Source organism: Streptomyces sp. NPDC006544, from assembly GCF_040611715.1.
Classification (GTDB): Bacteria; Actinomycetota; Actinomycetes; order Streptomycetales; family Streptomycetaceae; genus Streptomyces.
The window spans coordinates 1-21,493 of the sequence record NZ_JBEXOV010000014.1 but is presented as its reverse complement, the minus strand read 5'-3'; the positions used below and the strand labels follow the sequence as shown (position 1 = coordinate 21,493).

At 73.8% G+C, this 21,493-nt stretch carries 13 protein-coding genes, 2 tRNA genes and 1 pseudogene; 9 read left to right on the top strand and 7 right to left on the bottom strand.

Annotated features, from left to right (window positions below; all coding sequences use genetic code 11):
- The 5 genes and pseudogenes from ABZY44_RS09565 to ABZY44_RS09545 all read left to right on the top strand — a co-directional run.
- A pseudogene (locus ABZY44_RS09565) lies at positions 1 to 600 on the top strand (RNA helicase); the annotation flags it as partial.
- A 173-nt stretch (positions 601 to 773) separates the two neighbouring features.
- Positions 774 to 846, top strand: a tRNA-Lys gene (locus ABZY44_RS09560).
- Between the two features lie 246 nt (positions 847 to 1,092).
- A tRNA-Met gene (locus ABZY44_RS09555) sits at positions 1,093 to 1,166 on the top strand.
- Positions 1,167 to 1,345: 179 nt separating this feature from the next.
- On the top strand, positions 1,346 to 2,521 hold the full coding sequence (locus ABZY44_RS09550) for a PP2C family protein-serine/threonine phosphatase (RefSeq protein ID WP_356651683.1): 1,176 nt from the start codon (positions 1,346 to 1,348) through the stop codon (positions 2,519 to 2,521).
- A gap of 288 nt (positions 2,522 to 2,809) precedes the next feature.
- Positions 2,810 to 3,841: a M23 family metallopeptidase gene (locus tag ABZY44_RS09545; RefSeq protein ID WP_356651681.1), complete on the top strand. Its 1,032-nt coding sequence runs from the start codon at positions 2,810 to 2,812 to the stop codon at positions 3,839 to 3,841.
- Here the strand turns inward: ABZY44_RS09545 and ABZY44_RS09540 are convergent.
- The 4 genes from ABZY44_RS09540 to ABZY44_RS09525 form a co-directional block, all read right to left on the bottom strand.
- Positions 3,792 to 5,069, bottom strand: a complete 1,278-nt coding sequence (locus ABZY44_RS09540; RefSeq protein WP_356651833.1) for a PrsW family glutamic-type intramembrane protease — start codon at positions 5,067 to 5,069, stop codon at positions 3,792 to 3,794. The genes ABZY44_RS09545 and ABZY44_RS09540 overlap by 50 nt on opposite strands.
- Positions 5,070 to 5,265: 196 nt before the next feature.
- Complete coding sequence (gene trmB / locus ABZY44_RS09535) at positions 5,266 to 6,069, bottom strand: tRNA (guanosine(46)-N7)-methyltransferase TrmB (protein ID WP_356651831.1); 804 nt, start codon at positions 6,067 to 6,069, stop codon at positions 5,266 to 5,268.
- A 97-nt stretch (positions 6,070 to 6,166) separates the two neighbouring features.
- Complete coding sequence (lhgO, locus tag ABZY44_RS09530) at positions 6,167 to 7,366, bottom strand: L-2-hydroxyglutarate oxidase (RefSeq protein ID WP_356651679.1); 1,200 nt, start codon at positions 7,364 to 7,366, stop codon at positions 6,167 to 6,169.
- A 77-nt stretch (positions 7,367 to 7,443) separates the two neighbouring features.
- The gene (locus tag ABZY44_RS09525; RefSeq protein WP_356651677.1) at positions 7,444 to 9,228 is read right to left on the bottom strand and encodes a sporulation protein; all 1,785 of its coding nucleotides are present in this window, start codon (positions 9,226 to 9,228) and stop codon (positions 7,444 to 7,446) included.
- Positions 9,229 to 10,048: 820 nt separating this feature from the next.
- Between ABZY44_RS09525 and ABZY44_RS09520 the strand changes: the two genes are divergently transcribed.
- Positions 10,049 to 12,133, top strand: a complete 2,085-nt coding sequence (locus tag ABZY44_RS09520) for an asparagine synthase-related protein (RefSeq protein ID WP_356651829.1) — start codon at positions 10,049 to 10,051, stop codon at positions 12,131 to 12,133.
- 106 nt (positions 12,134 to 12,239) lie between these two features.
- Here the strand turns inward: ABZY44_RS09520 and ABZY44_RS09515 are convergent, their stop codons facing one another.
- The gene (locus ABZY44_RS09515; RefSeq protein WP_356651675.1) at positions 12,240 to 14,198 is read right to left on the bottom strand and encodes a sigma-70 family RNA polymerase sigma factor; all 1,959 of its coding nucleotides are present in this window, start codon (positions 14,196 to 14,198) and stop codon (positions 12,240 to 12,242) included.
- A gap of 280 nt (positions 14,199 to 14,478) precedes the next feature.
- Positions 14,479 to 15,183 (bottom strand): helix-turn-helix domain-containing protein, encoded by a 705-nt coding sequence (locus tag ABZY44_RS09510; RefSeq protein WP_356651673.1) that lies wholly within the window; start codon positions 15,181 to 15,183, stop codon positions 14,479 to 14,481.
- Positions 15,184 to 15,603: 420 nt separating this feature from the next.
- Between ABZY44_RS09510 and ABZY44_RS09505 the strand changes: the two genes are divergently transcribed.
- Positions 15,604 to 16,998 carry an NAD(P)/FAD-dependent oxidoreductase gene (locus tag ABZY44_RS09505; RefSeq protein WP_356651671.1) on the top strand — a complete coding sequence of 465 codons (1,395 nt, stop codon included), beginning with the start codon at positions 15,604 to 15,606 and terminating at the stop codon, positions 16,996 to 16,998.
- A 135-nt stretch (positions 16,999 to 17,133) separates the two neighbouring features.
- Positions 17,134 to 19,011 (top strand): ATP-binding SpoIIE family protein phosphatase, encoded by a 1,878-nt coding sequence (locus ABZY44_RS09500; RefSeq protein WP_356651669.1) that lies wholly within the window; start codon positions 17,134 to 17,136, stop codon positions 19,009 to 19,011.
- 78 nt (positions 19,012 to 19,089) lie between these two features.
- On the opposite strand, the gene ABZY44_RS09495 is transcribed toward ABZY44_RS09500, so the two are convergent.
- Complete coding sequence (locus ABZY44_RS09495; RefSeq protein WP_356651667.1) at positions 19,090 to 20,376, bottom strand: MFS transporter; 1,287 nt, start codon at positions 20,374 to 20,376, stop codon at positions 19,090 to 19,092.
- Between the two features lie 111 nt (positions 20,377 to 20,487).
- Here ABZY44_RS09495 and ABZY44_RS09490 point away from each other — a divergent pair, with 111 nt between their 5' ends.
- Positions 20,488 to 21,024 carry a MarR family transcriptional regulator gene (locus tag ABZY44_RS09490; RefSeq protein ID WP_356651665.1) on the top strand — a complete coding sequence of 179 codons (537 nt, stop codon included), beginning with the start codon at positions 20,488 to 20,490 and terminating at the stop codon, positions 21,022 to 21,024.
- Positions 21,025 to 21,493: the final 469 nt, after the last annotated feature.

Genomic DNA, 21,493 nt, shown 5'->3' with positions numbered 1-21,493 from the left:
CGTCCGTCCGGTGGTGGCTTCCGTCGCGACGACCGTCCGTCGGGCGGCTTCAACCGCGATGACCGCGGTGGCGACCGTGGTGGCTTCCGCTCCGGCGGTGACCGTCCCTCCGGTGGTGGCTTCCGCTCGGGTGGTGACCGTCCCTCCGGTGGTGGCTTCCGTTCCGGTGGTGACCGTCCGTCCGGTGGTGGCTTCCGTCGCGACGACCGTCCGTCGGGCGGCTTCAACCGCGATGACCGCGGTGGCGACCGTGGTGGCTTCCGCTCCGGTGGTGACCGTCCCTCCGGTGGTGGCTTCCGTTCCGGTGGTGACCGTCCGTCCGGTGGTGGCTTCCGCTCGGGTGGCGACCGTCCGTCCGGTGGTGGCTTCCGTTCCGGTGGTGACCGTCCGTCCGGTGGTGGCTTCCGTCGCGACGACCGTCCGTCCGGCACCTACAACCGTGACGACCGTCCGTCCGGCACCTACAACCGTGACGACCGCGGTGGCGACCGTGGTGGCTTCCGCTCCGGTGGCGACCACCGTCCGTCGGGCTCCGGCTCGACCGGTTCCTCCTTCGGCGGCCGTCGTGACGACAAGCCGCGCTGGAAGCGCAACGGCTGATCCGAGGCTCTGAGCCGACCGGTCCACGGCAGGGCCCCTACGACACCGCGTCGTAGGGGCCCTGTTCGTGTCCGGACCGGTGCGCGGCCCGCACCGACATCCCGGGCCCGGAGAGCCGATATGCGATCGGCGCTCCGGCGGTCTGCGGCTATGCTCTGGGGTGAGCACGTCGAGGGCCATTAGCTCAATTGGCAGAGCAGCGGACTTTTAATCCGTTGGTTGTCGGTTCGAGTCCGACATGGCCTACTGCTCCCAGTGCCCCGTCCGGTCCGCCGGACGGGGCACTGTGCCGTTCCGGGAGGCCGGGGGGCGGCTCCGGCGGGGCCCGGGAGGCACGCCCGGTGGGGCGCCAGATCCGGCCCGACAGCGCCCAGTTGGCCTCCTCCAGCCGGGTTGCGCGCCACTGACCTGCGACGATGTCCGCTTCCGGGGTGGTGTGGACATCAATTGGCGCAGGTCTCCCCCCGGATGGCGTAGAGTTGTGTTTACCGACGCGGGGTGGAGCAGCTCGGTAGCTCGCTGGGCTCATAACCCAGAGGTCGTAGGTTCAAATCCTGCCCCCGCTACTCAGTACGAAGGCCCGGTTCCCTTGGGGAACCGGGCCTTCGTCGTTCCCTGCCGCGTCCCGCCTCACCCGAACGGTCCTGCCCGGGTCGCCGAACCGGCCCTCCTGAGGCGAGCCTTGGGGGCGAGGTGGTGGCGGCCCCGCCATCCGATGCGAGGGACCGCACGGCAGGAGAGCAGTGTGGCGTGGCTGGGCCGGCAGGGCAGGGGCGAGCGCGCGTTCGGCGCGGTCGCCGGCAGCGCCGTGGTCCGTCGGCTCGTCAAGATGCTCCCGGCCGCCCTGATCGTCCTGGGCTTCCTCTTCGACGTCCTCACCCCGCCCAGCTTCACCGGCTCCCCCTTCTTCTCCGCCGCCCCGCTGATCGCCGCTCCCCTCTTCACGCTCGGGGCCACCGTCCTGACCGGCCTCGCGGCCACGCTCGCCGTGATCGTGCTGCACCTCTACAACGGCACCACCTGGAAGGTGGAGGCCCTGACCGAGCTGGCCACCGTCCTGACCGTCTCCGGGCTGGCCGTCCTGATCAACCTGGTCGTGCGGCGCGGTACGGAGCAGCTCGCCTCGGCGCGCGAGATCGCCGAGGCGGCGCAGCGCGCCGTACTGCCGACGCCCGCCGAACGGATCGGGGGCCTGCGCGTCGCCGCTTCGTACGAGGCCGCGGTGGCGGACGCCTTCATCGGCGGGGACCTGTACGCCGTCCAGGACACCCCGTACGGGGTGCGGCTGGCGGTGGGCGACGTACGGGGGAAGGGGCTGGGGGCGGTCGAGGCCGTCGCCGTGGTGCTCGGGGCGTTCCGGGAGGCGGCGGAGAGCGAGCCGTCGCTGGAGGCGGTGGCGCAGCGGCTGGAGCGGGCGCTGGCCCGCGAGGGCAACCGGCGCGACAGCCTGGACGCGGTGGAGGGGTTCACCACGTGCGTGCTCGGGGAGATCCCGCCGGGCGCGGGCCTGCTGCGGCTCGTCAACCGGGGTCACCCCGAGCCGCTGCTGCTGTTCGCGGACGGGGGGATCGAGGTGCTGGTCCCGGCGGAGCCGGCGCTGCCGCTGGGCATGGGGGACCTGGGCCGCTGGCCCGACCGGGCGCAGGAGTGGCGGTTTCCGGCGGGGGCCACGCTGCTCCTGTACACGGACGGGCTGACGGAGGCCCGGGACGCTTCCGGCGCCTTCTACGATCCGGCGGCCCGGCTGCTCGGACGGGTCTTCCCCGGGCCCGACGCGCTCTTGAGCGCGCTCGGCAGCGATGTCCGCCGGCACACGGGCGGCGGGGCCACGGACGACATGGCGCTGCTGGCGGTGGAGCGGCCGGGTGAGCGGCAGCCCGACCGGCGGCGGACGGTTCCGGTGGTATCGAAAAGCGACTGAGCGTGACCGAAGGAGCGCGTTCGGCAAGGTTCTTGACGGAGCGTCAAAGTAAAGATGTGGCGCGAGGTGTGGGGGAGTAGCTCGTTTTTTGCCCGAATTGATCCCTGATTGCTGATAAAAGTACTGGCCAGGGCCATGCGGCGCGTGGCTGATTGTCGTTAACGATCAATCGCAACTGCTTGGAATCACTCCCCTTCTTCTATTACCGTTCGATAACGCAGCGCGGTCGTCCCAGCCGTCGCAAGAGACGGCGCCGTGCGTGTGCACGTCCATGAGGAGTGTGCCCAGGTGGCCTCCAACTCGCCTGCCCCTGAAGGCACCGACGTCCAGGAGCAGCCCACCGCCGGCGCCTGGGGCGAGTGGAACCCGACGGAGGACTCGGTCCGGCCGCTGCGCGGCAAGCACCGTGTGCTGAAGCAGCGCGGGGGACTCGCCCGCTCCTCCACGGTGCTCGGGGTCGGCGTCATCGCGGCGGTCGGCGCGGGCGGCATCGCCACCGCGCAGGACCGGCCCCAGGTCGCCATCTCCCTGCCCTCCCTGTCGGGCGTCCTGGGCGGCGAGGACGACGCAGCCGACACCGCCGGCAGCGGTACGGACGCCGTCGGGGTGCGCGCCGAGGGGACCCGGACCGGGATCGTCCCGCGGCAGGCCGACCGGAGCGCCGACGCCGGCGAGCTCCTGCGCAGCCGGATCCTCCAGCAGGCGGATTCCCAGCACGAGGCGGCCGCGGCGCAGGAGCGGGCCGAGACCGAGCGGGCCGCGCAGGAGGCCGCGGCCAAGGAGGCCCGCGAGGCCCAGGAGACCGCGCGCAAGGCGGCCGAGGCGGCGGCTGCCGAACAGGTCGCCAAGGAGGCGCGCGAAGCCGAGGAGGCCAAGGCGGCGGCCGAGGCCAAGGCCGAGCAGGAGCGCGTCGCCAAGTCCGCCGGGAGCTACGCCCTCCCCACCTCCGCCTACACCCTCACCTCGCACTACGGCGACTCCGGCTCCATGTGGTCCTCCGGGCACCACACCGGCCTCGACTTCGCGGCCCCGACCGGCACCCCGGTCAAGGCCGTCGGCGGCGGCAAGATCACCTCGGCCGGCTGGTCCGGCGCGTACGGCTACAGGATCGTGCTGGAACTCCCCGACGGCACGGAGATCTGGTACTGCCACCTGTCCTCGATGTCGGTCACCGGCGGCTCGGTCGCGGCGGGCGACACCATCGGCCGGGTCGGCGCGACCGGCAACGTCACCGGTCCGCACCTCCACCTCGAAGTGCGCGTGGGCGGCTCTACGGTGGACCCGCTGGCGTGGCTGACGGCCAGGGGGCTGAACGTCTAGCACGGAGCGGATCGCGCGGATCGCGCGGAGCAGGCACACCGGCCAGCGCGGGGCGGATCGGATCGAAGGAGGGCGGCAGCAGGTCCTCCAGTACCGCCGCCCGGGACAGCACCGGACCCGCCGTCGCACGGCGCAGCCACAGGCGGTGCAGCAACTCCCGCTCCCGGCCCGCGAAATCCGGCTCGTGGGCCGGACCGCCGCCGCGCGCCCGGCGGCGCAGGAGGGCGAGGGTCACCGCGTCCGCCTCGTACAGCGCGACCGCGCGGGCCGCCGGACGGCCCCCCGTCCTGCGGGCCAGCGTGCGGGCCAGCGACCGCGCCGGCATCGACGCCAGCGCGGGAACCTCGGCCGGGCCCAGCCAGCCGGCGGCCGCGTACACCGCGAGCTCCCCGGCGACGGCCCTCAGCCGACGGCGGCGTATCCACACGGCCAGCCACACCAGCAGCCCGAACACCGGGACCATCACACAGCCGTAGACCACGTAGAAACCGGACTCCCCGAGGTCCGACGAGCTGTTCCACAGCGCGTGCAGGCCCATCGCCGGGACCAGGCCCAGCAGCGGCAGGCCGATCCGGCGCGTGCGGCCGGCGGCGAGCGCCGCGGCGCCGAACCCGAGGCCCGTGAACACCGTGAACAGCGGGTGTGCGAACGGGGACATGACGATCCGGACGAAGAACGTCGCCGCCGTCACCGAGTCCAGCACACCGGTGCCGCTGGCGGCGTCCTCGTCGAAGGCGTTGCCGAGATAGAGGATGTTCTCGGTGAAGGCGAAGCCGACGGCGGTGAAGCCGGCCACCACGAACCCGTCGGCGGGCCCGGTGAACTGCCGTCTGCGGAACAGGAACACGAGCAGCAGCGCTGCCGCCTTGGCGCTCTCCTCGACCACCGGCGCGATGGCCACCGAGCCGAGCTGATCGGCGTCGGAGGGATCGGCGGTGGCCGCGGCTATCCACTGGGTGGCGAAACTGTTGGCCAGTATGGCGATCAGCGCCGCGGTGCAGGCACCCCAGCCGAAGCAGAACAGCAGCTGCGCCCACGGCTGCGGCGAGGTCCGGCCCAGCCAGCGGAACGCCGCCATGAGCGGCGCCACGGGGAGCAGGGCCAGGCCGATACCGACGAAGAAGCCGGGCGTACCCGTCTGTTCCCGCACGAGCTCCAGGATCGCGACTCCCGAGGCGGCGAGCAGCGCGACGAGCGCGTACGTACGCACTCGGGACGTTCGGAGCACGTGCGGCAGCCGGAGCACGTGCGGCAGCCGGAGCACGTGCGGCAGCCGGAGCACGTGCGGGAGCCGGAGCACGTGCGGGAGCCGGCGTACGGGGCGCAGGGGACGGGCGGGGAGGTCGCGGGGTGGTCGGGGCGGTCGGGTCGCTCGGGACACGTCATGACTCTACCGAGCGGCCCCGGCACACGCAGTGACGTTGTCAGTTCTCCGCGTTACCCGTGCGGCGGAAGAGGAGATCGTGTACGACGTGCCCCTTGTCGAGGCCCTGGCCCTCGAAGCGGGTGAGGGGGCGGAAGTCCGGCCGGGGCGCGTAGCCGCCGTCGGCCTGCGTGTTCTCGAACTCCGGCTGCGCGGTGAGCACGTCGAGCATCTGCTCGGCGTACGGCTCCCAGTCGGTCGCGCAGTGCAGGATCGCCCCGGGCGCCAGGCGGGTGGCCGCCAGCGCGAGGAACTCGGGCTGGATCAGCCGGCGCTTGTGGTGGCGGGCCTTGGGCCAGGGGTCGGGGAAGTACACGCGGAGGCCGGCCAGGGAGTCCGGGGGCAGCATCTCGCGGAGCAGGATGATGGCGTCCCCGTTGGCGACACGGACGTTGGTGAGACCGCCGCGCTCCGCGAGGGCGAGCAGGTTGCCCTGCCCGGGGGTGTGCACGTCGGCGGCGAGGATCCCGGTCCCCGGGTCGGCGGCGGCCATCTGCGCGGTGGCCTCGCCCATGCCGAAGCCGATCTCCAGCACGACGGGAAGCCCGTCGAACATCCGCTTCAGGTCGATGACGTGGTGTCCGTCGATGTCGAGGCCCCAGGTCCCCCAGAGCCGCTTGAGGGCTTCGCCCTGCCCGGTGGTGACCCGGCTGCGCCGGGGCTGGAAGCTCCGGATCCGCCGCTCGTGGTGCGAGCCCGCCGGGTCGGGAGCGGGCCCGTCGGGAAACCGGGGCTCGGTCCGCCACTTCGGGGGAGCGTAGGTGGATGCCTCCGGCGTCGGCTCGGGGGCGGGACTCGGGGGGATGCGGGACTCAGACACAATGCCGCCGATTCTACGCGGGGGCCGCGAGATCCGGCCCCGCCGACGTAGGGCGCCGCCCGGACGAAGGGCCGCCCCGGAACTACGCGGCGCGAAGCGCGCTGAGCGCCCGGGAGGCGATCTCCCGGCCGATCGGCAGCGAGGCGGTGGCCGCGGGCGACGGCGCGTTCAGGACGTGCACCGTCCTCGGCGCCTCCCGGATCAGGAAGTCGTCCACCAGCGTCCCGTCCCGCAGCACCGCCTGCGCCCGGACCCCGGCCGCCGCGGGCGCCAGATCCGCGGCGGTGACCGCCGGCAGCAGGCGCCGCACGGCCTCGACGAACGCCGCCTTCGACGCCGAACGCCGCACCTCGCCCGCCCCGTACCGCCAGTGCCGCGCGGCCATCCGCCAGGATCCCGGCCAGGCCAGCTCGTCCGCGAGGTCCCGCGGCCGGACCGTGCTCCACCCGTACCCCTCGCGCGCCAGCGCCGGCACCGCGTTCGGCCCGACGTGGACCCCGCCCCCGATGCCCCGCGTGAGATGGACCCCGAGGAAGGGGAACGCCGGATCCGGCACCGGATAGACCAGCCCGCGCACGAGCTCGGGCCGGGTCAGGTCGTAGTACTCGCCCCGGAACGGCACGATGCGCATCCCCGGGTCGTCCCCGGCCAGCCGCGCCATCCGGTCGCACTGCAGCCCCGCGCAGTTCACCAGGACCCGCGCGCGCACCACCAGGCCGGCGCTGGTCCGCACCGCGACCCCCGACGCGCGCCTCGAGATCAGGTCGACCGCCCCGCCGTAGACGATCTCCGCGCCCGAGGATTCCGCCAGCTGCTCCGCGACCCGCCCGTAGTCCACGATCCCGGTGGTCCCCACGTGGATCGCGGCGAGCCCGCGCACCTGCGGCTCGTACTCGGCGATCTGCGTCGGCCCCAGTTCGCGCACGGGGATGCCGTTCTCCCGGCCCCGCTGCACGAGCGCGTGCAGGCGGGGCAGTTCGTCCCGCTCGGTGGCGACGATGAGTTTGCCGGTCACCTCGTGCGCGATGCCGTGCTCCGCGCAGAACTTGACCATCTCGGCAGCTCCGCGCACCGCGAAGCGCGCCTTGAGGGAGCCGGGCCTGTAGTAGATGCCGCTGTGGATGACACCGCTGTTGCGCCCCGTCTGGTGCCGGGCGGGGCCGTCCTCCTTCTCCAGGACGACCACGCGGGTCCCCGGAGCGAGCCTGGCGAGGGCGTGCGCCGTCGACAGGCCGACGATTCCGCCGCCGATCACCAGCACGTCGCAGTCCACTCTGCCCATGCTGCCCAAGCCCCCCACGCTGACACCTCCCACCCCTGCATAGTGCACCCCGCCACCGACAACGAGGCCACGCGGGCCTATGCCGGGGTCACCAGCAGAGGCCTGGCCCGCTCGCGCAGTTCGGCGACGCGCGGTTCGTTCCCGTACGGTTCCAGCCGGTGCAGCAGGTCCCGTACGTACTCGTTCGTCCGTGCCGAGGAGATCCGGCCCGCCACCTCCACCGCCCGTGTGCCGGCGGCGCACGCCGCGTCGAGGTTCCCCGACTCCAGCTCGGCCACCGCGCTCACGACGAGCCGCAGCCCGTGCGAGCGTACGTACTCCTCCGTCGGCCGCGAAAGCGCCTGCTCGGTGAAGCGCCTCACCTGCCGGGGGAGTTTGAGGTCGCGGTAGCACTCGGCCGCGTCCGCCGCGAAGCGGTCGTAGGAGTAGAAGCCGAGCCAGGTCGGGTCCCCGTCGCCCTCCCGGGCCCGCTCCAGCCAGCCCTCGGCGGCCCGCAGCGCGGACCCGGCGGCCGTCGAATCGCCCGCCTTCGCGTGCGCCCGCGCCTCGACCAGGCGGAAGAAGCTCATGGTGCGCGCGGTGGCCAGGCCCCGGTTGCGCTCCACGGCGGCCTGCGCCAGGTCCACGCCCTCGTCCGGGAAGTCCCGGTAGGTGGCCTGCAGCGACATCGACGCCAGTACGTACCCGCCGAGCGGTACGTCGGCCGCGGCGCGGGCCAGGCGCAGCGCCTGGATGTAGTAGCGCTGGGCGGCTTCCTGCTGGCCGGTGTCGAAGGCCATCCAGCCGGCCAGCCGGGTCAGTTCGGCGGTCGCGCCGAAGAGCGCCCGGCCGACCTCGTCGGTGTACGAGCCGAGCAGGAGGGGCGCCGCGTCCACCCGCAGGCACTCGGGGACCATGGAAGAACGCCAGTCCCCGCCGCCGTACTTGGAGTCCCAGCGGCGGGCGTCCTCGGCCGCCTCGCGCAGCTTCGCCACGTCGCTGTGGCCCACGCGCTGCGGACCGGCCTCGGCGGCGGCCGGAGCGGAGGGTGCGGCGGGCGGGGAGGGTGCGGGCGCGCAGGCCGCGGGCTCGGGCGAGGAGAGCGCGGCCGCCGGCGCGGGCGCGGCGCGCGTTTCGCCCGAAGGCTGGGCGGGCACACCCCCCACGAGGGCGCCCGGCGGCGCCGGAAGGCCTTCCGGCGGGGCCGCACCCGGCACCGGTTCGCGCGATGCCACGGTCGCGTGGGACGGCGCTCCCCGACGCTGTCCCTGCACGCTGCCCGATCCCGGTGCCGAGCTCGATCCCGGTGCCGATCCCGGTGCCTGCCCGGGGGCCTGAGCCTGTGTCCGTGCCCGCGGCTGCCCCGGCCCCGGCCCCGGCACGCCGACCTGGCCCTGGGGCCGGCCCGGCTCGCGCGCCACGGAGCCGTCCGCGGGAGATATCAGCCAGCGCGAGGCCGGTGTCGCGTACGCCGAGACCGAGAAGGAACCGGCGAGCGACTGCCAGATCCCGCCACCGCCGCGCCGGCCGGCGAGGTCGAGCCGGTAGAGGTCGGTCGCCGAGCGCACGGCCGCTCCCACGTCGCGCGGGAACGCCAGCCCCACCTCGGGCGCCGGATCCGCGTCGGCGAGGCCGATCTCGTGCAGCGGTACGGGCCGGCCGAGCTTCGCGCCGATGGCGGCCGCGATCAGGTGCGGGGCGGCGCCCTGCGGCACCATCCCCTTCGACACCCACCGGGCCACCGACGTCTTGTCGTACCGAAGCGTCAGCCCGCGCTGCGCGCCGAGGTCGTTGACCCGCCGGGCCAGCCCGGCGTTGCTGATGCCCGCGAGGGCGAGGACGGCGCCGAGCTTCTCATTGGGCTCGCGGAGCTCCCTGGACATGCGCCACCCCTCGTCACACGCGGAACGCATACGCCGCCGAGGCATAGGCGCCCGGCATTTCGTAAACCCAGCGTAGTTCCCCGCCTCCCAAGCGTTAAGGCCCCGAGTTCCGTATGGCGGGATTGTTGTCCGTATGCACAGTGGGGGAGGGGTCCGTGCCCGGGGCGCACGTGTCGGCGCGTGCTCCGCCCGTGTGGCCGTGCGCCCGGCCGTGCGCTCTGCCCGCACCGAGGGCCCGGCGATTCGATGACGGTGCGTGGGTCGGCCCGCTGCGTGGATCCGGCGGGCCGGGGGACGCCGCTGCCTCAATCCCCGCGGGTGGCGGAACGGTTCGGGGGGTGGAACCCGCCCTCCGGACCGCGCCCCGCACGGGGGCGCCGTCGGCGTGCGCAGGAGGCCGGAGAGGCCCGCAGTACGGTCGAAGAATGGCCTAAACAGACCTATGGGGCAGGGGGAGCGGAACGCCAAATACCGTGTGGACGGGGCGTGTTCGTTTGCATGTGCGCCCCCCTTCCCTCCTCCCACACGCCTGTCTCGTGGCAGCATGGTCCCCGAGCCACCCGGGGTCCCGCCGGCCGCGCCCACGTGCGCCGTCCGCGCCGTCCGCACCCCGGTCGGATGCCCACGGGCTGGGGAGGCGGCGGTGCGCTGGTTGGTGGGGTGGAGCAGTATCGCCGCGAGCTTCGGCACGGCCGGACGCGTCGCGGGACACGCCGCCGCGCACGGCTCCGGCCAGGGGGGATACGGCTCCGGTCAGGGCCCCGCCCACGGATCGGCACCCGCCTACGGCTCCGGCCCCGACGCCTGGGGCGACGGCCCCCTGCGCGGCGGCCTCGCCGACGCCGACCGCCCCGACGAGCCCGGGGCCGCCGAGGCCGACCGCACCGTCGTCCCCGTCGGCGCGCAGCTCCTGTGGGGAGACCCCGACCCCCTCTGGGCCGTCGGCGACTGGCGCCCGGACGAGATCCGCACGGTCACCGCCGACCCCGCCGACCCCTTCATCCGGCTCGCCGTCCTCGGCTGCTGCGGCGCCACCGACGCGGAACTGCACCGGGGCCTCTCCGCCGCCCGCGGCGGCGCCCTGCGCCACCTCACCGAGTGGCCCGGCAGCTACACCGCCGTCATCCAGGCCGGCCGCCGCATCACCGTCGTCGGCGACCTCGCGGGCGCCCGCCCCGTCTTCTACACGCCCTGGGCGAGCGGGACCGCGTACGCCACCGCCGCCCTCCCGCTGGCCGACCTGATCGAGGCGCAGCTCGACATCGGCCACCTCGCCGCCCTGCTGGCCTGCCCCGACAGCCCGGAGGCGCTGGGCGACGGCACACCGTACGTCGGCGTTCGCCGCATCCCGCCCGGGCACGCGCTGATCCTGCGAGAGGGCTCGCGGGAGATCACCGGCTACGAACAGGTGGCCTCCCTCGCGGTGGCCGCGCCCGAGTCCGACGCCGAGCGCGCGGTGGAGGGCGTACGGGAAGCTCTGGTCGACGCGGTGCGCGCCCGGCTCACGGCTCCCCGTCATGCTCCCGACACCCTGCCCCACGATCCCGGGCCGGTGCCCGGAATGGGACCCGCCGACCGGCGCGCGGCCCGCGGCGCCCCCGCACCCGTCCCGGGAGTCGGCGCCGACCTCTCCGGCGGCAGCGCCTCCGCCACCCTCGCGCTGCTGGCGGCCGGCCTCCCCGGGGCGCCCGGCACGGTCCTCAGCCGTACCGGCGAGCGCCTCCTCGCCGTCACCTTCAACGACCTGGCCACTCCCCAGGGCCGCGGACCCGAACTGGAACGCGCCCACGCCATCGCCGCCAACCCCCGCCTGCACCACGTGGTCGTGGCCGCCGCCGAGGAAGCCCTCCCGTACGCGGACCTCGACGGACCGCTCACCGACGAGCCCGGCCCCTCCCTCGTCTTCGCGGCCCGCGAGCGCCGCCGCCTGGCCGCCGGATCGGCGGACCACTTCACCGGCCACGGAGCCCGCCAGGTCCTCGACGCCCACCCCGCCCGGCTCGCCGACCTCCTGATGGACCGCCGCAGGCGCCACCTGCTGCGCCCGGTCGCGGCCCTGGCCCGCTCGTCCCCCGGCGACTCCCTCCTCGTACCGTTCACCGTCCCGCTCACCGTCTACTCGGCCGCCCGCCGCCTGGCCCGTACGCCGTACCGCGCCGGTATGGAAGCGGCCGCCGCCCGGCTGCGCGACGGTGGCGCGGGCACCGGCCCCGTCTCCCCGGTGGACGCCTCGCTCGCGGCCCTGACCTGGTCCCGGCCCGGCCCGGCGGCCGCCTGGCTGACGGGCGAGGCCCTGGCAGAGGTATCGATCCGCCTGAGCGCCGCCGCGGGCCGCCCGCCCCTCTCCCTGCGGCCCGGGGAAGCCCGGGCGCGCGCGGCCCTGGCCCGCCACGCCGCCGACCACCGGGTCTTCGAACAGGCCGTGGAGGTCCGCAGCCAGCGTCTGCACGCGCCCTTCCTGGACAACCAGGTCGTACGGGCCGCCCGCGCCCTCCCCGAATCCCTGCGCGTCCAGCCCGGGGCGCGGGCGGCGATCCTGCGCAGCGTCCTGTCCTCGGCCGGGGTCCGCGAACTCCCGCCCGGGTGGGGCGCCACCACCCACGCCCCGAACGAATCCGCGACCCGCCTCGGCCTGCGCGCCGCCCTCCCCGCGCTCCTGTCCCTGTTCGCGTCCCCCCTCCTCGCGGACGCGGGCCTGATCGAGGCCCGGGTCGTGCGCCAGGCCCTGCTCGACGCGGCGGACGGCCGCCCCGTCCCGCTGGACGGCCTGGCCGAACTCGTCTCGATGGAACTGTGGCTGGGCCGCCTCCTCGCCCGACGCGGAACCTGCTGGACGGGCACCTCCACCCCCCGCCGCCGAGCGGTCCCCAAGGGCGTCCCCCTCCGCCGCCCGGCCCTCTCCTGACCCCGCCCGCACCGCCCGCACCGCCCGCACCGCCCGCCTCAGCCGCCACGGCGGCCACCTCCGAGACCCGGGAGCGCCGCGCACCCGCAGGGCCGGCGTCGGCGGCTCAGCGACAGCCGATCACCGCGTCGGCCCAACTCGCCAGCACCGGCAACTGCCCGCTTCCCACCCGCTCCACGACGAGCCGCACCACCTTGTGCCCGGACAGCGGCACGGACACGCGCGCCGCCGGATCCTCCCGCCCGAGCGCCGGGGACCGCCACAGCCGCTCCCCGTCCCCGTACACGGAGAACCGGACCCTGCCGACCGTGTACAGCGACAGCCCGTCCACGCCGGCCCGCGCCGTGAAGTCCGTGCACTGCCGGTTGAGCGCGATCCGCACGGACGACCGGGAGTCGACCGTGATTCCGTGGGCGAAGCGCTGCCCGCCGATCGTCACTCCCCAGCGCTGCCACACCCAGCTGCTCTGCCAGGTCTCGATCTCGGGACCGTCGTGGCCCCCGTACGCGGAGTGGCCCAGCCCGGCGACCCGGAACGCCTGCGCGGCCGGCGCAGGCGGCGTCACCTTCGCGCTCGGGCTCGGGCTCGGGCCGGGATTCGGGCTCTGGCCGCGGCCGGGACTCGCCGACGGGCGCTCCCGGCCGGGGGAAGGCGCCGGGGCGGCCGGAGCACCGGGAGCCGGAGGCGGCGTCACCCGCGGAGACGGTACGGATCCCCGCGCCGTCGGCGGCTGCGCCCGCGTGGGGGCCGGCTCCTGCGCGGGCGCGGCGGAGGGCTTCGCCGCCGGCGCGACCGGGGCCGCAACACTCGGCGCGGGCTCCGCACGCGCGGGCGGCTCGGTGTCGTCACCGGCCAGCGCGAACACCACTCCGGCCGCGGCGGCGACCACGACTCCGGCGGCGATGGCCGCCTTGGCCGGCAGTCCCAGCCCCTCCGAAGCCAGAGCCCCACCCGCGCCACCTGTTCCAGCGGCCCCACCAGCCCCACCGGCCGAGGCACCCCCGGCCACGCTCCCGGCGGCGCCCGCCCCCGCCACCCCGGCGGTCGATCCCCCCGCGGCGGCCGCCACGGCCCCGGCACCGCCCGCGGCGACGGCCCCGCCGGCCACGACTCCGGCCGCCTTGGCCGCGTACCCGGCGGCGAACCACCCGATGACGGCGACCGGCAGCAGCGCGGGAATGCCCGCGTTGACGTCCTTGAGCTCCCCGGCGGCGACCCGGCACCGGGCGCACTCCTCCAGGTGCTTGCGCAGCCCCCGCTCGGCCCGCATCCGCAGACCGCCGCGCGCGTACGCCCCGAGCCGGTAGGCGTACCGGGCGCACTCCCCGCCCGAGCTCAGCGCGGTGCTCACATGGGCCTGGAGATAGGCCTGTTTGAGCCCTTCCCGGGCCCGACCGGCCAGGACCGCGGTCGCATTGGCGCTGAGTCCGAAGAGGGGCGCGATCGAGCTCGGTGACGCCTCCTCGACGGTGGTGTGCCACAGCACGGCCTGCCACCGCTCGGGCAGGCTCCGGAAGGCCTGCATGGCGAGCGACTGCTCGGCCTCGTGCATCGCCCGCACGTCGGCGCCGAGTTCCAGGGTGTCGTCCCCGGCCAGCCCGCCCCCGCCGTCGCCGGCCCCGGAGGCTTGCTCCGCGAACAGCGCGAAGTCCTCGACCAGATGCTCGCGCCTGGTGGTCTTCGCCCAGGCCGCAGCGACCCGCCGCACGGTGGTCATGAGATAGGCGCGCACGGACTGGTCCGGACCCGCTCCGCCCCGAACCGCCTGGAGGGTGCGCGCGAACACCTCGGCCGTCAGGTCGTCGGCCGTGTGCCCGTCGCGGCAGCACGAACGGGCATAGCGCCGTACGGCCCCGGCGTGGCGGCGGAACAGCTCCTCGTACGCACCGTCGTCGCCCCCGCGCATGCGGGCGATCAGGTCCCCGTCGGACGGGGGCGGCTCCCCGCCGGCTACGGCGGCGTGCCGCCCGCCCCGTTCGCGCTGCGCCGGCACCTGCCGCGCGGGCACGCCGCCCGCATCGACTTCGCCGCCACCCTGCGGCTCTTCCCGACCGTCAACGCTCATCGCGGAAGCCCCCGCAGGACACACTCAACCGGTACACCGATTCAGCGTGTCACACGGCGGACACGCGCCGTGCCCGTCCGCGCGCCATCCACTCATCCGGGCACCGTCCGGTGAATCGCCGTACGCCGCCTCACCCGTTCGAGCGAGCCGTCGTCCGACGGATCCGGCGGACGCCCGCCGGCCCGGCGGGCGTCCCCGCACCGTTCTTCCCGGGTCGGCGTGCACCGGCCGGCGTGCACCGGCCGGCGTGCACCGGCCACTGCGCACCGGCCGGTCGGCGCTAGACCGTCCGGGACCGCAGTCCCTCGAGCAGGATGTCGAGCAGCCGGGCCGAAGCCGCGGCCTGCTGCGCCGCGTCCGGCAGGGCGGGAGCGGCCGTGGCTATCACCAGCAGCACATCGGCCACCGTGACGTCGCCCCGCAGTTCGCCGGCCTCCCGGGCCCGTTCGACCAGACGGCCGACGACCTCCAGGAGCTCGCCCGCCCCCGCGTCGTCCGAAGGCTCGTCCTCCAGACCGCGTGAAGAGCCGACGACCCGCAGCTCGGGTGCCCCGCCGGTCGCGACGGCCTGCCGCTGCTGCGGCACCCGGGCGGCCTCGGCCTCCTCCTCGCCGGGACCGCCGACCCGCAGCACCTGCGGCGGCAGCAGCCGCCCGGCGCCGGAGGCCACAGAGGTCCGCAGGAAGCGCGACAGCGCCTGCCACGGCTCCTCCTCCTGGCCGAGCGCGGTCCGGGCCTGCTCGGTCAGCCGGGAGGTCTCCTCCTCGGCTATGCGCCGGACGAGGACGTCCTTGCTCGGGAACCGCCGGTACACGGTGCCGACGCCGACCCGCGCACGACGCGCGACGTCCTCCATCGGAGCCCCGTAGCCGAGCTCGCCGAAGACCTCGCGGGCTGCCCGCAGTACGTGTTCGAGATTGCGCTGGGCATCGACGCGCAGCGGCGTGGAACGTCCCACGCCGTGCGTCGTTGCGCCGCCCGCCATCAGCCGGCCGCCGCCCTCGGAAGAGGCAGTGGCCGACGACAGAGCGGTCGCAGAAGCATGGAAATCGGAAATGTGCATATGTATCCCCCGGTAATCATTTGTCTCCCCCCGGAGACACTCCCCGCCTTCGTGTCGAGGGGGGCCACGGTCATGAGGGCCCTGGTCCTACTCCTCGACGAGATACGAACATAGTTGAGCCAGAGTCAATTCAGAAGGGGCAGCCCCGGACGGACCACCGCCCGATCGGAGCATTCACCCTCACTTTTCCGTTCCAAGCCTCCGGAATCCCCCCTTCCGCCCGCCCTGACCTGCGCGGCTTCCCCTCCGTCCAGCCCCCTGAACGACCCACTCCGGGAGCCCCTTCCGGTCACACAATCTGTCGGGGCTGTGGACAAACTCCCGGCCACGTTGCGTCATGGGGTGGTGAAGGCTGCTAACTCCCGGGGCGAGTCCCCCGGAAACCCGCCCCGCACGCGGATCCTGATCGTCGGCGGCGGCTACGTAGGCATGTACACGGCACTCCGGCTCCAGCGAAAGCTGAGAACCGGCGAGGCCGAGGTCACGGTGGTCTCTCCCGAGCCGTACATGACGTACCAGCCCTTCCTCCCGGAGGCGGCCGCGGGCTCCATTTCCCCACGCCACGTCGTGGTCCCCCTGCGCCGCGTCCTGACCGGGTGCCGCATCGTCATCGGCGAGGCCCAGCGCATCGACCACGCCAAACGGACCGCGACCGTGACCACCCTCGCCACCGACGACGAGGGCGCCGGCCCCCTCGAGATCGAGTACGACGAACTCGTCCTCGCCCCCGGATCCGTCTCGCGCACCCTCCCCATCCCCGGGCTCGCCGAATTCGCCATCGGATTCAAGACCGTGGAAGAGGCCATCGGCCTGCGCAACCACGTCATCGAGCAGATGGACATCGCCTCCTCCACCCGCGATCCCGCCCTCCGCGACGCCGCTCTCACCTTCGTCTTCGTCGGCGGCGGCTACGCGGGCGTCGAAGCCCTGGGCGAGCTGGAGGACATGGCGCGCTACGCCGCCCGCTACTACCACAACGTCAAACCCGAGGACATGAAGTGGGTCCTGGTCGAGGCCAGCGACCGGATCCTCCCCGAGGTCGGACCCGAGATGGGCACCTACACGGTCCGCGAACTGCGCCGCCGCGGCATCGACCTGCGCCTCGAGACCCGCCTCGACTCCTGCGAGAACCGCGTCGCCGTCCTCAGCGACGGCGCCCGCTTCCCCACCCGCACCGTCGTGTGGACCGCCGGCGTCAAACCGCACCCGGTCCTCGCCGCCAGCGACCTGCCCAAGGACGAACGCGGCCGCCTCGCCTGCACCTCCTTCCTGACCGTCGAGGGCGTCGAACACGCCTGGGCCGCCGGTGACGCGGCCTCCGTCCCCGACATCACCGCCGCGGAAAAGGGCGTCGCCTGCGCGCCCAACGCCCAGCACGCCGTCCGGCAGGCCAAGGTCCTCGCCGACAACCTCGTGTCGTCCCTGCGCGGCGGACTCCTCACCGAGTACGCCCACAAGTACGTCGGGTCCGTCGCCTCCCTCGGCCTCCACAAGGGCGTCGCCCACGTCTACGGACGCAAGCTCAAGGGCTACCCGGCGTGGTTCATGCACCGCGCCTACCACCTCAGCCGCGTCCCCACCCTGAACCGCAAGACGCGCGTGCTCGCCGAGTGGACGCTCTCCGGCCTCTTCAAGCGTGAGATCGTCTCGCTGGGATCCCTCGAACACCCCAGGGCAGAATTCGAACTCGCCGCGGGCGGAGGTCCCAAGGAGCTTCCGAAGAAAAGCGGAAGCTGACCTGTCAGTGCCGTCGGCCACACTGGACGTGTGACCATAGGTGGGCTCACATCTGCGCAGAGTGACAACCGAGTGCCACCGAGTGACCTAGCGACCACGAGCGACACCACGAGCGACACCACGAGGCTAGAAGCAGTGAACTTCACCCGCTGGAGCGCCCGGTTCCCCGGAACGCAGCGCCGGGCCGCCGCCCGGTCCGAACACGCCGCAGCCCAGGCCAAACGCGGCGAGGGCTCGGTCCCGGCCGCCCGCGGCGCCGCCGGCCACTGCGCGACCGCGCCGGACGGCGGCCCCGCCGACCCGGCCGTCCGCGGCAGCGGTACGGGCACCTCCGCCGAGGGCGCCGCAGCGGGTACGGCGGGCGGCCACGCCCCCGTGCCCTCCCTCGACGAACTCTCCGTGCGCGACGTCCTCGACCGCCTCCCGGCCCTCGTCGCCCTCGTGCACGGGCCGGAACACCGCCTCGCCTACGTCAACGACGCCTACACCGCCGGCTTCGGAGCCCGTTGCCCGGGCGCCCCCGCACGCGTGGCCCTCCCCGAACTCGGCGAGCTCGGCCTGCTCCCGCTCCTCGACCAGGTCCAGCGCAGCGGGAAGCCCCGTACCGCCAAGAACCGCACCGCGCCCGGTGGAGGCAGCTCCTACACCGTCACCTGCACCCCGGTCGAGTTCCCCAAGAACCACGGCCACGGCCCCACCACGGACGCCGCCGCCGCTGCCGTCGCCGCCGGGGCCCCGGCCACCGGCTCCGGCACGGGCACCGGCCCCGACGGCGAGGCCGGTGGCGCCGCCCACCACACCGGCGTCCTCGTCCACCTCGCCGACGTCACCGACCACGCCGAGGCCGCCGAGCGCCTGCGGGCCAGCGAGCGCCACCAGCGCGAGGCCGCCGTCACCCTCCAGCGCTCCCTCCTCCCGCAGGAGCTCGAGCAGCCGGACGACCTGCGGGTGGCCGCCACCTACCAGCCCGGCGGCACCGAGGCCGCCGTCGGCGGCGACTGGTACGACGTCATCACCCTCGGAGCCGGCCGCACCGCCCTCGTCATCGGCGACGTCATGGGCCGCGGCGTCCGCGCCGCCGCCGTGATGGGCCAGCTCCGCACCGCCGTCCGCGCGTACGCCCGCCTGGACCTCCCGCCCCACGAGGTCCTCCAGCTCCTCGACGGACTGGCCGCCGAGATCGACGCCAGCCAGATCGCCACCTGCGTCTACGCCGTCCACGACCCCAACGAGGGCCTCCTCGCCTACGCCTCCGCCGGCCACCTCCCGATCCTCGTCCGCGACGAGGACGGCACCGTGCGCCGCGCCGCGGATCCCACCGGGCCGCCGCTCGGCACCGGCGGCTGGCTCCACACCTCCGGCTCCATCGCGCTCGGCCCCGGTTCCACCGCCGTCCTCTACACCGACGGTCTGGTCGAACGCCGGGGCGAGGACATCGACGAAGGGGTGGCCGCCCTGGAGCGCGCCCTCTCGGGCGCGCAGGGCAGCCCAGCCGTGATCTGCGACCGCCTGATGCGCGCGCTCGGGGTCGATGCCGACCACTACGACGACGTGGCCGTCCTGGTCCTCCAGCAGCCCGCCCGTACCGGGGCCGACGCCGAGCTCTTCCACAACGCCGCCCTGGAACTCCTCGGAGGCGTCGAGGCAGCTCCGCGGGCCCGCGCCTTCGCCCAGGGCGTCCTCGCCTCCTGGCGGTTCCCGGTCGAACTGTGCGACCTGGGCGTCCTGGCCGCCAGCGAACTCGTCGCGAACTCCCTCCAGCACGGCACCCCGCCGATGCGCCTGCGCCTGCGCCGCACCGACCGCCGGCTGATCATCGAAGTCACCGACGGGGACGACCACCTCCCGCGCCGCCGCCGCGCGGAACCGGCCGACGAGACGGGCCGCGGCATCTCGATCGTCGCCACCATCGCCTCGTCCTGGGGCTGCCGCCGCACCCCGGGCGGCGGCAAGGCCGTCTGGTGCGAGTTCGCCCTCCCGGACAAGGACAAGGACAGGGACAAGGACCAGTAGCGGTACGGCGAAGGCCCCGGTCCACCGGACCGGGGCCTTCGCCGTCTCCGCGTACGGAGCCCTCCGTACGGACGCCCGCTACGCGGGTACGGGCTCGGCGGCCCGCGCCGTCTCCGCCGCGACCGCACCACGGGCCAGCGCCGGGTTGTCCTGCACCGGCGTCAGCTGCTTGCCGAGGCGCAGCGCCAGCCAGGCGATGCCGAGCGAGACCAGGACGAAGGTCCCGATGTAGAACATCGGCACGCCGGCGCCCAGCGGCACCCCGAGCGGCCCGAGGGCCAGCGCCATCTGCTTCACCAGGGCGAAGGCCGAGTTGTACTGGCCCACGGAGCCCTCGGGAGCCAGGTCGGCCACCAGCGGTGCGAGCGTCGGCGACAGCATGGCCTCGCCGATGCCGAAGAGCGCGTACGTGGTGACGAACGCGGCGGCGGCCATCGTCGCGCCGCCGTGGCCCAGGCCGGAGAAGCCGGCGAGGATCCACGCGCCGGTCCAGATGAGTCCGACGAGCGCGATCACCCGGGAGCGGCGCCGGTTCTCGACCAGCTTCAGCACGACGAACTGCGCCACGACGATGGCACCGGTGTTGGCGGCAAGCGCGAACCCGAGCACGGAGGGGGAGACCCCGGCGGCCTCGGTACCGAAGGCGGACAGGCCCGACTCGAACTGCCCGTAGCAGGCGAAGAAGAGGACGAAGCCGAGGACGCAGAACCGCACCATGGCCTTGTGCTCGAGCAGTCGCTTCCAGCCGCCGCCCGTCTGCGCGGCGGCCTTGGCCAGGGCGTTGCTGATGGCCGGCGCCTGCGGCATCCGCACGGTGGCGATGACCCCGGCCAGGACCAGGAACATCACGGCCTCGATGCCGAACAGCAGGGTGAAGCTGCCGGGACGCGTCTCGTCGACGAGGAGGCCGCCGATGAGGCCGCCGATGCCGAGGCCCAGGTTCTGCAGGAAGAACTGGAGGGCGAAGGCCCGGGTCCGGGTGGACGGCGTGGAGCAGCGCACGATCATCGTGGCCAGAGCCGGCTGCATGACGGCCTGCCCGGCGCCGAGCGCCAGGGCGGACAGCAGGATCGGTGCGGCGGTCGTCGAGAGACCGAGCGAGAGCGAGCCGAGCGAGGCGAGGAACGCGGCGCCCATGACCACGGGGGCCGGACCCCGGCGGTCGATGACCCGGCCGGTGAAGGGCAGCGCGAGGAGCGCGCCGAGGGCGAACGCGACGAACGTGCACGTCGCCCACAGGGGGTCCAGTTCTCGGACCTTCGCCGCGTAGACGTAGAGGAACGGAACCGTGAAACCGATACCGAACGCGGTCAACGCGTTCCCGGCCTGGATCCTCCGCATCGCAGCGCCCATCACCTTGGTCACTTCTCACCACCTTGATTGCTGAAGCTTGAAGACTTCATACCTAAAGTTCGACGCTTAACACTACACACTGAAGGAGTTAGACGCCAACGTGCTCGTGCCATACTTCGGACCATGGGTGACACCCCCGACGGCACCGCGTCCGTCCATGAGCCGAGCCTCGACGAACAGATCGCCGTCTATCAGCGTGAGTTCCAGGACCTCGACCCCCAGGTGGAGAAGGTCGTATCGGCCCTCAGCCGCCTGAACCGCCGGATGAACGTCGCGTACGGCCGCCAGACCGCGGCCCTCGGCATCAGCAACGCGGAGTGGGAGGTCCTCAAGGCCCTCGTGCTCTCCGGAGCCCCGTACCGGATGGGTCCGAGCGAGCTCGCGAAGCAGCTGGGCCTCACGCCGGCGGCGATGACCCACCGGATCGACCGCATGACGGCGGAAGCGCTGGTCACGCGGGAGCGGGACGAGAACAACCGCGTCCGCGTGATCGTCGAGCTCACGGCGGAGGGCCGCAGCAAGTGGCTGGACGCGATGCGCGCGGCCACGGTCTTCGAGGAGGACCTCCTCCAGGACCTCTCGACCGCGGAACGCGGGGTCCTGGGCGACATGCTCATGCGGCTCCTGGACCGCGTGGAGGACCTCCAGTCCCCGAGCTAGTCCCCGAGCCGAACCCGGGCACCGCCCAGGGTTGACACGGGCCTCGCGGATCCGTAAGGTTCTTCGAGTTGTCCCCGAGCCGAAAGGTTTCGGTGACGGCGAATCCCGCCGCCTCGTTGCGGCACCCAACTCAGCAAGATCTCCCACCGGGAACGCATTCGGCATGCCCGAATTCATTTCCGAAGGCCGATTATGAATCGCCTGGGAAATCCACTAGAGTTCTGGGAGTCGGAAGGGCCCAACAGCCCGGAAGACAAACCCCGCTGACTGGGAGTCAGGCCCGAAAGGGTCTGATAGAGTCGGAGACACAAGAACGAAGGAAGCGCCCGGAGGAAAGCCCGAGAGGGTGAGTACGAAGGAAGCGTCCGTTCCTTGAGAACTCAACAGCGTGCCAAAAATCAACGCCAAAAAGTTGATACCCCGTCCATTTCGGTGGATGAGGTTCCTTTGAAAAAGACCTGTGAGGTCG

Excerpts from the sequence above, each read along its gene's own strand:
- ABZY44_RS09510 (WP_356651673.1), bottom strand. The coding sequence starts at position 15,183 with ATGGCGGGCGGCGCAACGACGCACGGCGTGGGACGTTCCACGCCGCTG.
- ABZY44_RS09525 (WP_356651677.1), bottom strand. The coding sequence starts at position 9,228 with ATGTCCAGGGAGCTCCGCGAGCCCAATGAGAAGCTCGGCGCCGTCCTC.
- ABZY44_RS09490 (WP_356651665.1), top strand. The coding sequence starts at position 20,488 with ATGGGTGACACCCCCGACGGCACCGCGTCCGTCCATGAGCCGAGCCTC.
- lhgO (WP_356651679.1), bottom strand. The coding sequence starts at position 7,366 with ATGGGCAGAGTGGACTGCGACGTGCTGGTGATCGGCGGCGGAATCGTC.
- ABZY44_RS09515 (WP_356651675.1), bottom strand. The coding sequence starts at position 14,198 with ATGAGCGTTGACGGTCGGGAAGAGCCGCAGGGTGGCGGCGAAGTCGAT.